Genomic DNA, 13427 nt, shown 5'->3' with positions numbered 1-13427 from the left:
ATGGCGAAAATACAGGAACGAAGATCAGAGATTGGATTTATCGAGCGGTCCCGGAATCATTCCGAAGACTGCAGACAGTGCCGTTGGTTTTCTCTCTGCCGCGGCGGATGCTATCGCTGCAGAGATGGTATGGAGGACAATTATTTCTGCGAAAGCTACCGGATGCTATTTGAGAACTGCTTTGCGCAGATGGAGGAGATAAGCCGTTTTCTGTTTACAACCAGGTATTAAATGTAAGGTTCCACTCAGATGTTGCGTGTGCAACATCCTGAGTGGGCTTTTTTGCTTTATAGAAAAGGCCATAGGGATTGTCAATTAGTACTCATGATTTTTTCTTATATATTTATAGCGAAAATAGAGCGTATCGGACGAAATCAGACAACGAAAAGCAGAACCTATTTACTATAATCTACCTGTATAAAATAGTTGATAAAACTATGAAAGGAGAGAAATGAGACCAAATATTATTATAATTAATCCCGACGAGATGCGCGCAGACACCATGGGACATCTCGGCAATCCAGGGGCTCACACGCCGTTTCTTGATGAAATGGCACAGACAGACGGAGTGTCCTTTCGCCGTGCCTTTTGCCAGAATCCGGTCTGTGTGCCGAGCCGGTGCAGCTTCACCACAGGATTGTATCCCCATGTTAACGGGCACAGGACAATGACACATCTTTTGAGAGCGGGAGAGGAATCCATATTCAGCGAATTGAAGAAGGAAGGCTATCATGTATGGATGAATGCCAGAAATGATCTGGTTGCAGCCCAGAACGAGGATTCTTTGTACTATCATGCCAGCGAAATTTATTATGGCGGTAATGTCCCAAAACCAAAAACTCCTGTAAGGCCCAATGAGGAGAAGAGTCCCCTTGACTTTCAGGCGATGTTTAATGGCCGGCTGGGACTGGATGAGAATGGGAAGCACTATTCCGGCGATGATGAGGATGTGGACGCTGCAATCGGGCAAATCAAACATAAACCAAAAGACAAACCACTGTGCCTGTTCCTTGGACTGTGTTATCCCCACCCGCCTTATCAGGTGGAAGAACCTTATTTTTCTCTAATCGACCGCTCAAAACTAAAAGCGCGGGTGAAACCCGAAGAATGCACAGGAAAAGCCAGGATCCAAGAGGCAATCAGAACAAATCAAAAGCTTCAGGGCTACACCGAAGAACAGTGGAATGAGCTGAGGGCAACTTATCTGGGGATGGTGGCAAAAGTTGACGGTCAGTTCCACCGCCTGTGTGAAGCGTTGAAAGAAGCGGGAGAATATGACAATTCTGCAATATTCTTCTTTTCCGATCACGGCGATTTCGCAGGCGATTTCGGACTTGCGGAAAAGGCGCAGAATACCTTTGAGGATTGCCTTACCAATGTCCCATTTCTAATCAAACCTCCCAAAGGCTACGAGCTGGATCCGGGGGTCAGCGACAGTCTGGTAGAACTGGTTGATTTCTATGCAACCGCAATGGATATGGCAGGAACCATGCCAACACACACACAGTACGGCATTTCCCTGACCGGGATTTTAAAAGACAGAACCGCCAAGGTCAGAGAGTTTGTTACCTGTGAAGGCGGGAGAAATCCGGAGGAAATTCATTGTGATGAGTTTCATGCCGGCGGTCCCAACGGAACGACACCATACAGTCCGTACTATGCGAGGCACGTTTCCCAGACCGATCCGGATGCCCACGCCAAGGGATTTATGATTCGTACGACGGATTATAAATATGTATCCAGGGTGAATGAGGCGGATGAGTTATATGATCTGATAAAGGATCCAGAGGAAAGGCATAATGTCATCTCGGATCCGCAATATAACAGTGTATCGCGGGAGTTGGAAAAAAAGCTTCGCCTGTGGCTGATGAGAACAGCAGATATCGTACCGTATGACTATGATAAACGCTTTTCTGACACCATGATATGGGCAGAGATCAGGCATATGGTACCGCCTGAATATGTGAACGAATACCGGGAAAAAATAAAGAACGGGATGAATAAATTTCTGATTGCCGCAGAGTGTCAGAAACGCTTCGGTGATTACTGGAATACCGATGCCGAATAAATCATAAGGAGAAGAGTAATGAAGAGCAGAAATAAATACTTGGAAATTTTGTGTCTTCCACTAATTGCCATTACGGCTAATTTAATAACCAGTTTTACAGGATTTTTAAGCTATTATCTGAATAATATTGTGGGGTTCAGCGTTGTTCTGGCGGGGAGTTTTGTTACTGCCTTCCGTATCTGGGATGCGGTTACCGACCTTGGGATGGGGTATGTTGCGGACAAGACGCATACGAAATTCGGCAGATTTACCCCTTACATATTGATTGGCGGTATCGGAACTGTGATAGTTGGCCAGATCATGATCTATATTCCGCCGATGCTACCGGAAGGGGGTGTCCGGAAAGTGGTATTCGTGGTACTTTATATGTTATTTGTTGTATTTACCACCTTGCAGGCGAGCAGTCTGCGTTCCACTGCCCAGGTTTGCATCAAGGACGGAAAGGGGCGGGCTACCTACGGGATGGTAAATGGAATATATCTTACGATCTTCTATACCGTGGTGAATGTATATGTATATTCCCGTTTAATGCCGGCTACAAGAGGATTCAATCTCCAATTCTTCAAAACGCTGATCAGGGTATACACTCTGGCAGGGTCCGTTTGTCTCCTGATTTACCTGTTCTTTTATAACAAGTATGACCGGGAGGCGGTAAAACAGGAAGAGGAAAAGAAAACAGAGAAAATCAGTATAGTAGACGCCCTTCGGCTTTTTAGGACGAACACACCTTTTCGGATGCTGATTCTTTCGGCAGGGACTGACAAGCTGGCAACTACCCTGCAGGGAAATGCAACCATAGTTGTGATTATGTATGCAATTGCTGTAGGAAATGCAAAGATTAATTCGGCAGTGAACAGCTATACCATGATTCCAAGTATCATCATGATTCTCCTGGGTCTGGGGGCAATCGGTCGTAAGTACGGCGCTAAGAAGTCCATGCTGGTCTCCAGCTGGGGCGGTGCAATTACCTGCGTGCTGTCTATCCTTCTTTGGATATTCGGGGATTTCAGAACCCTGAGTTTCCCCGGTTTTGAAGGTTTTACTGGCTGGAATGCTTTTACTGTGGCGTACCTTGGACTCTTCGTTATCATGAAAGGCTTCACGATGATAGGCAGCAATGTCCTGAATCCGATGCTGGCAGATGTCATCGACTACGAATACTATTCTAGCGGTAAGTATTGTCCCGGAACTATTGGTGCGTTGTTTAGCCTTGCGGATAAAGTCATTTCCTCACTGGGGCCAACGATTATCGCAATCCTTTGTGCAATCATTGGGTTCGGCGGAGTCCTGCCAACTGCAGAAGATGCCTTCTCGGTTCCGTTGTTTGCGATCGGTATCCTGGGATTATACGGATTCTCACTGTTCGGTTTAATTGTCAATATCATCTGTATGAAGTTTTACAACCTGACGCCGGAATACATGCAGAAAATAAGAATGGAACTTAATAATAGAACAAAGGAGTCATAAATAGTGGTTGATTTAAAAACAAAACCGTTTTACTTAAATAATGAACAGATTAAATGGGTAGAAGATACCCTGGCCTCGATGACAGAAGATGAAAAAGTAGGACAGCTTTTTATCAATCTGACGCTGCAGCGAGATGAGGCTGCGATTACAAAGCTGTGTCAGGATTATCATATTGGCGGAGTGCGCTGGCAGGGTGGCACGTTGGAGGAAGTGTATGAACAAAATCGTATGTTCCAGGAAAAAAGCCGGATACCGGTTCTGATTGCCGCCAACTGCGAGGCCGGCGGTAATGGAGCGGTGGCGGAAGGAACCTTTGTTGCCACTGGAGCGGCCTGTGCTGCCAGTCAGACAACCGAGACCGTCCGTGATATGGCCCGCGCAGGCGGGAGGGAGGCTGCGGCTGTGGGCTGTAACTGGACGTTTGCCCCCGTATGTGATGTGGTTTCCAACTGGCGGAATACGATTGTTAATACCCGCGCGTTTGGCAATGATCCGGATCAGATTATTGAGTTATCAAAGGCTTATATGGAGGAAATGAAAGAAATCGGTCTGGCCTGTGCCGCCAAGCATTTTCCCGGGGACGGCAGTGAAGAGCGGGACCAGCATCTTCTCATGGGCTGCAATGATCTTTCCTGCGAAGAATGGGATGCCAGCTTTGGTAAAGTATATGAGGCATTGATCGAAGCGGGTCTCCCCAGCATTATGGTAGGACACATCTGTCAGCCGGCATACAGCCGAAGATTACGTCCCGGTATCAAAGAGGAAGAGATTATGCCAGCAACTCTGGCCCCGGAACTGCTGCAGGATCTGTTGCGCAGCCAGCTGGGCTTTAACGGTCTGATCCTTACCGATGCGTCCCATATGGCCGGACTGCTAAATGCTGCGCCCCGCAGCGAGGTAGTGCCTGGCGTCATCGCCGCCGGCTGTGATATGCTGCTTTTCTTTAATAATCCAGAGGAAGATATCGCCTATATGAAGCAGGGGATTGCAAATGGAATTATTACCGCTGAGCGTCTGGATGATGCGCTGCACCGTATTCTGGGTCTGAAAGCCATGCTGGGGCTTCATCAGCTTTCTTTTCCACCTAAGGAGAACCTTTCAGCGGTAGGGCATAAGGAGCATAGAGAAGCCGCTGCCCGGGCAGCTGGAGAGGCCATCACGCTGGTTAAAGATACGCAGCGTTTGCTGCCGATTGACCCAGCTGAGAAAAAAAGAGTAATGCTATATTTTATAGAAAGTGCTCCGGAGAATCTTGCTGCCGGTCCTGATCCGGCAAAGAAGATGCTCATCGAAGAACTGGAAGCTGCCGGATTTGAAGTGACGGCACCGGAAGACTTTTATGAACTGGAAATGAAAGGCCACAGTGCAGCCAATAAAGGGCGGATGATGCGCAGCTTTGCACGGGAACCGTTTAAATCTCAATATGATCTGGTAATTATGGCTGTGCATATGAAAGGGTATGCGCAGACGAACAATGTGCGGGTGAATTACTCCATCGGCCATTCACATGAAATACCCTGGACGATAAAAGAAGTTCCTACGCTTTGCGTATCGCTCAATTACACCAATCATCTGTATGACCTGCCGATGATGAAAACCTTTATCAACGCATATGCTCCCACACGGGAATATCTGCATGAGCTGGTGAACAAGATTACTGGCAAAAGCCCTTTTAAGGGGCAGGCCAATGAACTGGTATGGTGTGGCCGCTGGGAAACCCGGCTTTAGAGGGAGAGATGATATGAATATTGAATGGAAGGATTTCAAACGCCGGAAGGATTTTTTGATTTGCATTGACAGTGACGGCTGTGCTATGGATACGATGGATATTAAACATATCCGTTGTTTTGGCCCATGTATGGTTGAGGAATGGGGGCTGGAGCGTTGGGCTGATACCATATTAAACCGTTGGAATGAAATCAACCTCTATACCATGACACGCGGCATTAACCGTTTTCTCGGACTTGCCATGGCATTGAAAGAAATAAACGATATATACTGTCCGATTGACGGCATTGAAGAATATGAAGCATGGACAAAAGAGGCATCGGAGCTATCTAACCATGCTTTGGAAACCACCGTACTCACGGCGAAGGGATCTTGTTTAAACAAAGCACTAGCCTGGTCAAACAAGGTAAATGCTGCTGTTGATGCTCTGCCAGATGAGGATATAAAACCATTTGAAGGTGTGGCTGGTGGGTTGGCAGCCGCCCATACATTTGCCGATGTAGCCATTGTATCCAGCGCCAACAGAGAGGCGGTTATGGAAGAATGGAAACGCTGCGGTCTGCTTCCGTACGTGGATGTACTCTGTTGTCAGGATACCGGCAGCAAGGAATACTGTATCAAGGAATTGAAGGCGCAGGGCTATTTACCTGACCACATACTGATGGTCGGTGATGCGCCTGGAGATGCGGCGGCAGCTTTCCATAACGGCGTATATTTTTACCCAATTCTGGTAAAACACGAACATCAGAGCTGGAAGGAATTCTGCGAAATTGCTTTGGAAAAACTAAAATATGGGAATTATAGTCAGTATGGAGAGGAAGTATACCTTCGTTTTCTGCGGAATTTGGAGTAGGATTTTATCTGTATAGAACATAAAAACATGACAGCATGGGCTGACCGGATGGAATATCCGGCAGCCCATGCTGTCATGTTTTTGTGGAAGGCAAAATATTTATGGCCATATTTTTCCCTGTTCCTTGTTTTTTTAGTCTTCTAATTAGATAGTTAATACATTATAACTTTATAAAAACTATGATTTTTTCTATCAATATGCTACAATTAATAAAGAATATTTTAAAGTATAAAAGGGGATGAATTAGTCTCGTTATTGGAACGTGTGAATGGATTGTCTATTATATATAAGGAGCACCCATATGAAATTTATTCAGAGAATCTGCTTTTCAGGAGAGACAGAAGAAGCCTTGGAGGAATACAAGAAAGCCTTTGGCTGTACCGTAAGGAGTTTATTACATTATTCCGATGCCGTAAAAAGCGGCTGGGAACTGCCAGATAAAGCCAAGGAATCGTTAGTCTATCATTCGGAGATTATGTTTGGCGAGCAGGAGGTAAGGATGAATGATCTATCCGACGAAGCGGAAGTGGAACTTACCAAGAAAGTGATTCATATTATCGGGTTTGATACAGTAGAAGAAGTTGAAAAAGCCTTCTCAGTACTTAGTGATGGGGGAGAGGTAATAAGACCACTTGAAAGACCACCGTACATGTTAATAATTGGTTCTGTAAAGGATCGCTTTGGAGTTAAATGGGAGCTGATGTGTGACTTTTAATTGTGGAATTTCAACGGACTATTTGCGAAAGGAGAGTAGAACAATGAAAGTTTACGTAGTCAGACACGGGGATAAAGCAGAAGGTGATTATTTTAACGTATATCTTAAACATCAGGATGAGCCGTTAAGCAAATCAGGTGAAGCAAAAGCAAAAATGTTATGTACTTATTTTAAAGATATAAGTATTACCCAAATTTATACCAGTGAATACTTGCGCACAAAGCAGACTGCAAAATACGTGGCTGAATTGATGCGTATAACTCCTATAGAGGATAGGCGACTGAATGAAATAGACAATGGTGTAATTGAATCTTTAAGTGATGAAGAAATCAAAAAGCGATATCCTAAGTTTTGGACAGACTTTTTTAGTTATTCTAAAGATGTTAGATTTCCAGATGGAGAGACGGGTGAAGAGGTTAAGACACGGCAAAAAGAATTATTTGATAATATTCTTAAATATGGACAGGATGTATTGTTGTTCAGCCATGAGGGCTATATGAGGTTATTAGCTTGTCATATACTTGGGATACCTGTATATAAAAGAAATCAATTTAAATTTGATTTTTGTGGCATTATGGAGCTTTATTATGATGTTGAGAATAAACTATGGAAGATCGTCAGATTGAATCAAATAGTGGAAAACAGCAGCACACCATTAATGTAATGATATAATTATGCGTGGCGGTTTAAAGAGTAAGTGACGGTTTCAACTATTCGCGAAAGTCTAGTTAATTGCGAATAGTTGCTAAACCGAAAAAGCCCAGACATAAATTATATCAAAAATTCCCGTTTTTCTCAAGTAGCAGTGAGAGAGCAAAAACCAATTTCAAGATTAACCTTTTCTTTGATAGCCGTCAAAACGGCTGTTTCAGCTTCCAAATTCCCGATTTTCCGCTGTTTCAAAACAATGTCGTCCGAATCTCCAAAGATGCGGAGATTCTTCTGGAGACCTCTGTCAAGAGATTCCAGACGCTCCACCAGAAGTCGGCGAAGATAGAGCAGTTCCAATTCTGACAATTTCATCTCATGTACCCCCATAAAACAGAATCCGTGTGAGCGGTCCCCCCGGCGATGCCCCCACTCACCGAACAACGGTAACGCATTTCAATACGATACAACGGTAATCAAGGAGAATGCAAGGTATTGATTCATACTGGAAGAAGCCGGGGAATCACTATAGCCGAGTATTACTTACCAGAAGCAATAGCAGAAGCTTTGTTAACGGGTGCCATTGTAACAAGGTGCATGGAGTACCGAACTTCCTTTGCAACCGGGTTGTAATCAAGAACCACTTCCACATCAGAATATGGAGGAATGTCCTTGTATAGATTAAACTCAGTCGCGTCAAGATACATACGCAAACTGTCCATACCCTGAGCCAGACCAACGACATAATTTACCTGCGACGGATCTTTAAAGCCAGATTGAGATTCAACCCCCATTAACTTAAAAATACCAGTAACTTTCATAAAATTTGACCTCCTTAACGTATTTACTATTTTTTATGTAAAGATTCATAAGCATCTACCCATTCCACCATTTCCACTTTACGAGCAGAACTTATAGAACCTTCTAACCAACGAATATCAAAAGTACCATCAGGATTACGACCTATAACTTGAAACGAAGTCACCCAGCCATCACGAACAGCCGAATAATAAGTACCATCACTAAAATGCATTTAATGCCCCCTTAACTTTTCGAAATCTTCAAGGGAATCAACTCGCAACATAATACCTGCAATCCTATTTACTATATCAAGTTCCGTAATCAACCAGACCACATAATGATAATAACGAGTAGCATCGGAAAACGGCAAAACCAATGTCCCGGAATATGCCGAGCCATCATAAGCCAAAATACGAAGTTCATCAACTGGCAAACATTCTGAAATATCACCCAAAGTCACTTTTTTCATGATATCAACCTCCTGAACAATAAAAACACCACCAATTAACGAGATTCACAATATATACAAAAATCTGAATGTATGATAAAATGGACATACTCCTATGTAATCTACCATACATTCAAATTCTCGGACTGGACAAAGGCAAAACTTATGAATTTCTGCTAAAATAGCAGTGGTCTATTGCCTATACACCCTACCGAGATATAGCCAGAATGCTTATGTACTTATGCATTCCGAACACAGACGGTTTCCAATGTACCGACAACAATCGAGCCAACACGGTGCATACAAGTGCAAGCACCTTTTATGTTTCAAATATATCACACACAGAATACAAGTGCAAGCACTTTTTCGATAAAGGAGAAATTATGCCATCAAAGAAGCCAATATTAACCATACGGACGACAGAAGAATTAATAGAGCGACTAAGAAAATTAAGTGAAGAGCAAAACAGAAGCATATCAAATACAGCAGAAACAATACTAAAGAATTATTTGGACGAACTAGAAGCCAAGCAAGAAAAGACAGAACGAAAAAAGAGCCTGGAAAAATCGTCAAATACGAGGACTGGTTAAAAAAAAGAGATAGGAGAGGAGCAGAGACTACCAAACCTATCTTTTTTTATGCCATACAAAAAAGCAGGAGAGGAACAATAATGTCCTCCCCTGAAAAATAGGAGCGTTTCGCGCTTTCAGTCCTCAATTTTTTTAGTACACTTACTCACCAATCAATCTGACGTTATTCGCCCCTGAAAATAACTTATTAATTTAACCATTGACAACGCTTAATTTATTAACTATACTTATATTACAAATCGAATATTTCAACTGATTGGGTCATTTCCCCATACTGTACAGTGCTGATTTTCTTAAACTTTGAACATTCCCCAAGTTCATCGGAGAGAACGAAACGGGCAGTGCCGTCCATGTGAAACACCTCTTCCAAAGGTGTCAGCAAGTTTCTGGACGACCAATAACGCTTGCGACCAAACGAGGAATCGCATAATTCCTTTGTTATGTACTTTGTGATGTAGGAAGTGACCCTATCTTTTTCTTTAACCCTAGTTGCGGTCATCCAACCTAGTCTATAACTCCCAAACCTATAAATCTTTTCATCAGTTCTTTTGAAACGACTACGCCCAAGCCCCTTAATTCGCTTTACAACGTATTTTCCAGTCCATACTATCTGTTTATCATCTAACCCACTAAAAAGCCCATGAAAGTGATATGCACCGTCTTTGTGCTTCTCCGGGACAACCAGATAAGAAAGACCAGGTGAAGCACGTCTTACATTGTCCAACCATGGTTTAAGCTTTTTAATACATTCATCATAATCATATCGATTTACCTTTTCAGGCGAAAAAGTGAGAGTTACAAACCAATCCCAATTATTACACCGTGCATAATTGTACACCTTACTTTTTGTACGCTTCATAGAAACTTCTGCCGTATGCTCATAATGCTTATGAAGATCACCCTTAATAGTTTTCGTCCATTTATCATTAAAGGGATTTTTAAACCGATCCTCGCGATAATAGCCTTTATATACAACGTCCCTATAATACACCCTATACTGCCTTGTTAAGTCAGGATATGTAATCACTTTAACATTATAAGGCTCCATCAAATCACCTCAAATCATTTTTAATAAAATCTTTACTTACCGATTTATAATAATAAAAAAACCAACTATCAAATACGATAGTTGGTAGTTATACCATTTTACTTTAAGTTATTTTCCATTAAAACTGCTATATCCATGTAACAACTTATTATAGTATTTACTGTTGCTTCCAAATTTTCATCACTACAATTAAAATTAAACATACCATTTTTGTCCTTACTCCTCATAAGAGTAATTCCAAAATTAACATGCGCTATACTACATAAATACGGATATACCATTTTAGAATCTGTTTCAGTTTCATCATTCAGTTTAACTCTTTTATCTAATAAAGATCTTTTTACTATATCACTAAAAACAATAACATCATATTCACTAAATAACTGATCGCCTATTTGGTCAATTTCTTTTTGCTGACTATTTTTTAGTTCATACCCAAAATAAGTATTTAAGTAAACTTTCCACTTTTCAATTCTATACTTATTTAGATCCTTTTCTCTGTAAATTTTCTTATCTTGTCTCATGTCTTGTACGATCAGCCTTTTAAAATAATTTTCAAAATCTGTCGTATTAAATCTTTTGATTAATTCACATAGAATTGCATAATTTTCCAAGTAGTGTCTCGCAATTAAATATGTCGAATCGTATTCCCCACGAGAAACGAGTCCACAAATAGAATTATATTTTGATATAAGTTGAGAGTAATAAAGTGCTATTATTTTTCCACTTTCTGTATTAAGTATAGCATCAAACTTAATAACTTTATTGCTGGTTTCTTTAAAAGCGCTCGCCATGTTATCAACTATTAATACGTCTCTTTCGTTCATGTTCTTATCCCCCACTTTAATAATATATAATCATTATCCAACTATCATATTCGATTGTCAATGTTCTATTTACTTATCTTTGAAATTTCAGTTTTACGATTTTTTACCCCTGTTTTTATCAAAAAAAACGCTTAAGTGTTTATACTGTCAAGTAATGGTCTAGCGTCGCGCCGGGGGCGCTGACGCTTAGACCATATTCCATGAGTGAGTAGACAGCCCCCAGAAGAGCAGAAGAGCGGATTATAATTTGAACCACAACAGAGATAACTATCGTACCACTTTTGGGGCAAATCCCTGTCTGGACAACCGCTGAACCTTTTCATACGTATCATAGGATTCCCTAAGATCATCAGTTTGGATAAATGAACGTACCCAACGCTTCGGAAGCTTAAATTTCTTCTCCGGACTGTAATTATCTATAACAGAGCAATAGTCATCCGCATCATAGCATTTTACCCGTGTCCAACGTCCAAAGAATGTACGGCATTCCATAACGTCATAACATTGTTCCCGAAGAGGTTTTGCAACACGGGTAAACACCTGTGAAGAGGATAGAATGGTTATTTTCTGTTTACGCTGCATAGTAATTTCACTTAACAAAGTTTCAGGGAAATCCTTCGAAACAGCAGAAGAAAATTCATTCTGTATCTCATCAAGGGCAAATATAATACCATCATCACCGTTACGGTATTTCAGCAGGTCATTTAAGCTTTCTAAAGGCGCAGTCTGGTACTTGTACGCAAAATTGGTATAAATACACGCCTTAGGGTATTTCCTGCGTAGATTGTCCAAATACCATACCATAGCCATGGTTTTCCCGGCTCCTTGTCTGCCACAAAACATTTTAAGCCCAAAGGGGCGGAAGACTACAACACCTTGTTTTTTCAATTTTAATTCCTTTCGTAAATCGATCAATTTCCACCTGATAAATACTACAAAATGACCAAACCAGATAATCATGGCCGGAAGCTTAAGGCAGAGAAACACAAAACAGATAAATCCTATAAACATTTTTAAAATTATCATAATACCTCCCAAAAGTTAGATTTAAGTAAAAGGCAGTAACCGCCAAACAAAGAGGACTAAGCCTATCCCGATTTTGATCGTTGTCCAGGTAAATACACAGGTGGCAAATATCAACAGGAGATCAGACCCAACAATCCAACTTCCGTACGCTGACACAGTAGAAAGCGCCGATATCATGTCAATCGGCAACGTAACCATAGAAACTGCACTTATAAGAGTATCTAAAAATGCCACGAACATATTGATGAAAAATTCAATAATCACACCATCACCCCCTATGAATCCTCTGAACGTTCCATATGGTTTTTAATCCCTATCAACGCACCCAACGTTATAGGAGCCTGACCAATAAAACCCAAAAACTGATTGATGTTATAAAAGAGAAGCAGGAGACATATAAAACCACGAATAATCTTACGAAATACCGCCAACGCTTCAATCACATAATCCATTTCAACAACAGTAGCAGTAACACCATATATAGTTATCTTTATATCAGCAAGAGCTTTTTCTGATGAAAACATACCAGACATATCATAGGGAGTTATCCCAAAAGCAACTTTAAAGCGTTGAACAAGATAATTGATTTTTTCTTCCAGATAACCATCAGCCGGAATAAAAAGTGACTTTAAAATATCAAGAATCGAATTGCCAATTTTACCGGGAAGAGAAGAGATAGCATTTACTACATTACGCAGACCGGATATAATACCGGGACTTGGATCATCATCACCACCACTAGAATTATCCCAATAATCCGAATATGCGGAAAAGTTAGCCTTTGCATGCTCTGTAAACACCGTATCGGAAGCCGAAGTATACTTAACCGTACCAGAACTTGTCATAACATCACCGTTACCGGAAAGATAAGTTAAATATCCCCAAATATTGGGGAAAGACGATAACTGCACCCAGTCATCAGAAGTTCCCGGAGTCCAACTGAAAGCAACATATGTACTGCTAGTGGAAGCATAAACAATAGAAGTAGGAGAATAAAACAAATAGTAGGAAGAATTATTGCCACGGTAAAACAATGCGTAATATTGGTAATATTCTGCGTTCATTTTAGGTCTTGCCGGGATCTGCTTTACATCAGCATAAGACGGGAAAGACATGACAAGAATCATACACAGTAAAATTAAGAATCGTTTCATAGAACCCCCTTTCTAAGACATAAGGACACGAATTTATAAATTATATTTATGACA

15 protein-coding genes and 1 pseudogene are annotated in these 13427 nt (G+C 41.4%); 8 read left to right on the top strand and 8 right to left on the bottom strand.

Annotation, left to right across the window (positions count from 1 at the left end):
* From BXY41_RS26670 to BXY41_RS07985, 7 genes and pseudogenes are all read left to right on the top strand, one after another.
* Positions 1–231: pseudogene (locus BXY41_RS26670) on the top strand (anaerobic sulfatase maturase); the annotation flags it as partial.
* Between the two features lie 220 nt (positions 232–451).
* A complete protein-coding gene (locus BXY41_RS08010; protein ID WP_104436295.1) occupies positions 452–2068 on the top strand; it encodes a sulfatase family protein in 1617 nt (538 codons plus the stop codon).
* 18 nt (positions 2069–2086) lie between these two features.
* On the top strand, positions 2087–3535 hold the full coding sequence (locus tag BXY41_RS08005) for an MFS transporter (RefSeq protein WP_104436294.1): 1449 nt from the start codon (positions 2087–2089) through the stop codon (positions 3533–3535).
* Positions 3536–3538: 3 nt separating this feature from the next.
* Positions 3539–5263, top strand: coding sequence for a glycoside hydrolase family 3 protein (locus BXY41_RS08000; RefSeq protein WP_104436293.1), 1725 nt, complete (start codon positions 3539–3541; stop codon positions 5261–5263).
* Between the two features lie 13 nt (positions 5264–5276).
* Positions 5277–6116, top strand: a complete 840-nt coding sequence (locus tag BXY41_RS07995) for an HAD hydrolase-like protein (protein WP_104436292.1) — start codon at positions 5277–5279, stop codon at positions 6114–6116.
* Between the two features lie 301 nt (positions 6117–6417).
* Positions 6418–6831: a VOC family protein gene (locus BXY41_RS07990; RefSeq protein WP_170072263.1), complete on the top strand. Its 414-nt coding sequence runs from the start codon at positions 6418–6420 to the stop codon at positions 6829–6831.
* Positions 6832–6874: 43 nt separating this feature from the next.
* On the top strand, positions 6875–7495 hold the full coding sequence (locus BXY41_RS07985; protein ID WP_104436290.1) for a histidine phosphatase family protein: 621 nt from the start codon (positions 6875–6877) through the stop codon (positions 7493–7495).
* Between the two features lie 131 nt (positions 7496–7626).
* Here the strand turns inward: BXY41_RS07985 and BXY41_RS07980 are convergent, their stop codons facing one another.
* The 4 genes from BXY41_RS07980 to BXY41_RS07965 form a co-directional block, all read right to left on the bottom strand.
* Complete coding sequence (locus BXY41_RS07980; RefSeq protein ID WP_104436289.1) at positions 7627–7854, bottom strand: hypothetical protein; 228 nt, start codon at positions 7852–7854, stop codon at positions 7627–7629.
* Positions 7855–8018: 164 nt separating this feature from the next.
* Positions 8019–8300, bottom strand: a complete 282-nt coding sequence (locus BXY41_RS07975; protein WP_185140347.1) for a hypothetical protein — start codon at positions 8298–8300, stop codon at positions 8019–8021.
* 26 nt (positions 8301–8326) lie between these two features.
* Entirely contained in the window at positions 8327–8512 is a 186-nt protein-coding gene (locus tag BXY41_RS07970; protein WP_104436288.1) for a hypothetical protein, read from the bottom strand.
* Positions 8513–8749 (bottom strand): hypothetical protein, encoded by a 237-nt coding sequence (locus BXY41_RS07965; protein WP_104436287.1) that lies wholly within the window; start codon positions 8747–8749, stop codon positions 8513–8515.
* Between the two features lie 362 nt (positions 8750–9111).
* Between BXY41_RS07965 and BXY41_RS07960 the strand changes: the two genes are divergently transcribed.
* Positions 9112–9318, top strand: a complete 207-nt coding sequence (locus BXY41_RS07960; RefSeq protein ID WP_104436286.1) for a hypothetical protein — start codon at positions 9112–9114, stop codon at positions 9316–9318.
* Positions 9319–9550: 232 nt separating this feature from the next.
* Here BXY41_RS07960 and BXY41_RS07955 read toward each other — a convergent pair whose 3' ends face one another.
* From BXY41_RS07955 to BXY41_RS07935, 4 genes are all read right to left on the bottom strand, one after another.
* Complete coding sequence (locus tag BXY41_RS07955) at positions 9551–10366, bottom strand: rolling circle replication-associated protein (protein WP_104436285.1); 816 nt, start codon at positions 10364–10366, stop codon at positions 9551–9553.
* Between the two features lie 98 nt (positions 10367–10464).
* Positions 10465–11193, bottom strand: coding sequence for a DUF5677 domain-containing protein (locus BXY41_RS07950; RefSeq protein ID WP_104436284.1), 729 nt, complete (start codon positions 11191–11193; stop codon positions 10465–10467).
* A gap of 267 nt (positions 11194–11460) precedes the next feature.
* Complete coding sequence (locus tag BXY41_RS07945) at positions 11461–12219, bottom strand: hypothetical protein (RefSeq protein ID WP_104436283.1); 759 nt, start codon at positions 12217–12219, stop codon at positions 11461–11463.
* Positions 12220–12494: 275 nt separating this feature from the next.
* Positions 12495–13373 (bottom strand): hypothetical protein, encoded by an 879-nt coding sequence (locus tag BXY41_RS07935; protein ID WP_104436281.1) that lies wholly within the window; start codon positions 13371–13373, stop codon positions 12495–12497.
* Between the last annotated feature and the right edge of the window lie 54 nt (positions 13374–13427).

It is taken from the genome of Lacrimispora xylanisolvens (assembly GCF_002934545.1).
GTDB classification, from domain to species: domain Bacteria; phylum Bacillota; class Clostridia; order Lachnospirales; family Lachnospiraceae; genus Lacrimispora; species Lacrimispora xylanisolvens.
The sequence above is the reverse complement of the archived record's forward strand: the minus strand, read 5'-3'. Positions and strand labels throughout refer to the sequence as shown.

Coding starts and splice junctions, on each gene's coding strand:
- BXY41_RS07980 (WP_104436289.1), bottom strand. CDS start 7,854: ATGAAATTGTCAGAATTGGAACTGCTCTATCTTCGCCGACTTCTGGTG.
- BXY41_RS08010 (WP_104436295.1), top strand. CDS start 452: ATGAGACCAAATATTATTATAATTAATCCCGACGAGATGCGCGCAGAC.
- BXY41_RS07995 (WP_104436292.1), top strand. CDS start 5,277: ATGAATATTGAATGGAAGGATTTCAAACGCCGGAAGGATTTTTTGATT.
- BXY41_RS07985 (WP_104436290.1), top strand. CDS start 6,875: ATGAAAGTTTACGTAGTCAGACACGGGGATAAAGCAGAAGGTGATTAT.
- BXY41_RS07950 (WP_104436284.1), bottom strand. CDS start 11,193: ATGAACGAAAGAGACGTATTAATAGTTGATAACATGGCGAGCGCTTTT.
- BXY41_RS08005 (WP_104436294.1), top strand. CDS start 2,087: ATGAAGAGCAGAAATAAATACTTGGAAATTTTGTGTCTTCCACTAATT.
- BXY41_RS07970 (WP_104436288.1), bottom strand. CDS start 8,512: ATGCATTTTAGTGATGGTACTTATTATTCGGCTGTTCGTGATGGCTGG.
- BXY41_RS07945 (WP_104436283.1), bottom strand. CDS start 12,219: ATGATAATTTTAAAAATGTTTATAGGATTTATCTGTTTTGTGTTTCTC.
- BXY41_RS07955 (WP_104436285.1), bottom strand. CDS start 10,366: ATGGAGCCTTATAATGTTAAAGTGATTACATATCCTGACTTAACAAGG.
- BXY41_RS07935 (WP_104436281.1), bottom strand. CDS start 13,373: ATGAAACGATTCTTAATTTTACTGTGTATGATTCTTGTCATGTCTTTC.
- BXY41_RS07975 (WP_185140347.1), bottom strand. CDS start 8,300: ATGAAAGTTACTGGTATTTTTAAGTTAATGGGGGTTGAATCTCAATCT.
- BXY41_RS07990 (WP_170072263.1), top strand. CDS start 6,418: ATGAAATTTATTCAGAGAATCTGCTTTTCAGGAGAGACAGAAGAAGCC.
- BXY41_RS07965 (WP_104436287.1), bottom strand. CDS start 8,749: ATGAAAAAAGTGACTTTGGGTGATATTTCAGAATGTTTGCCAGTTGAT.
- BXY41_RS07960 (WP_104436286.1), top strand. CDS start 9,112: ATGCCATCAAAGAAGCCAATATTAACCATACGGACGACAGAAGAATTA.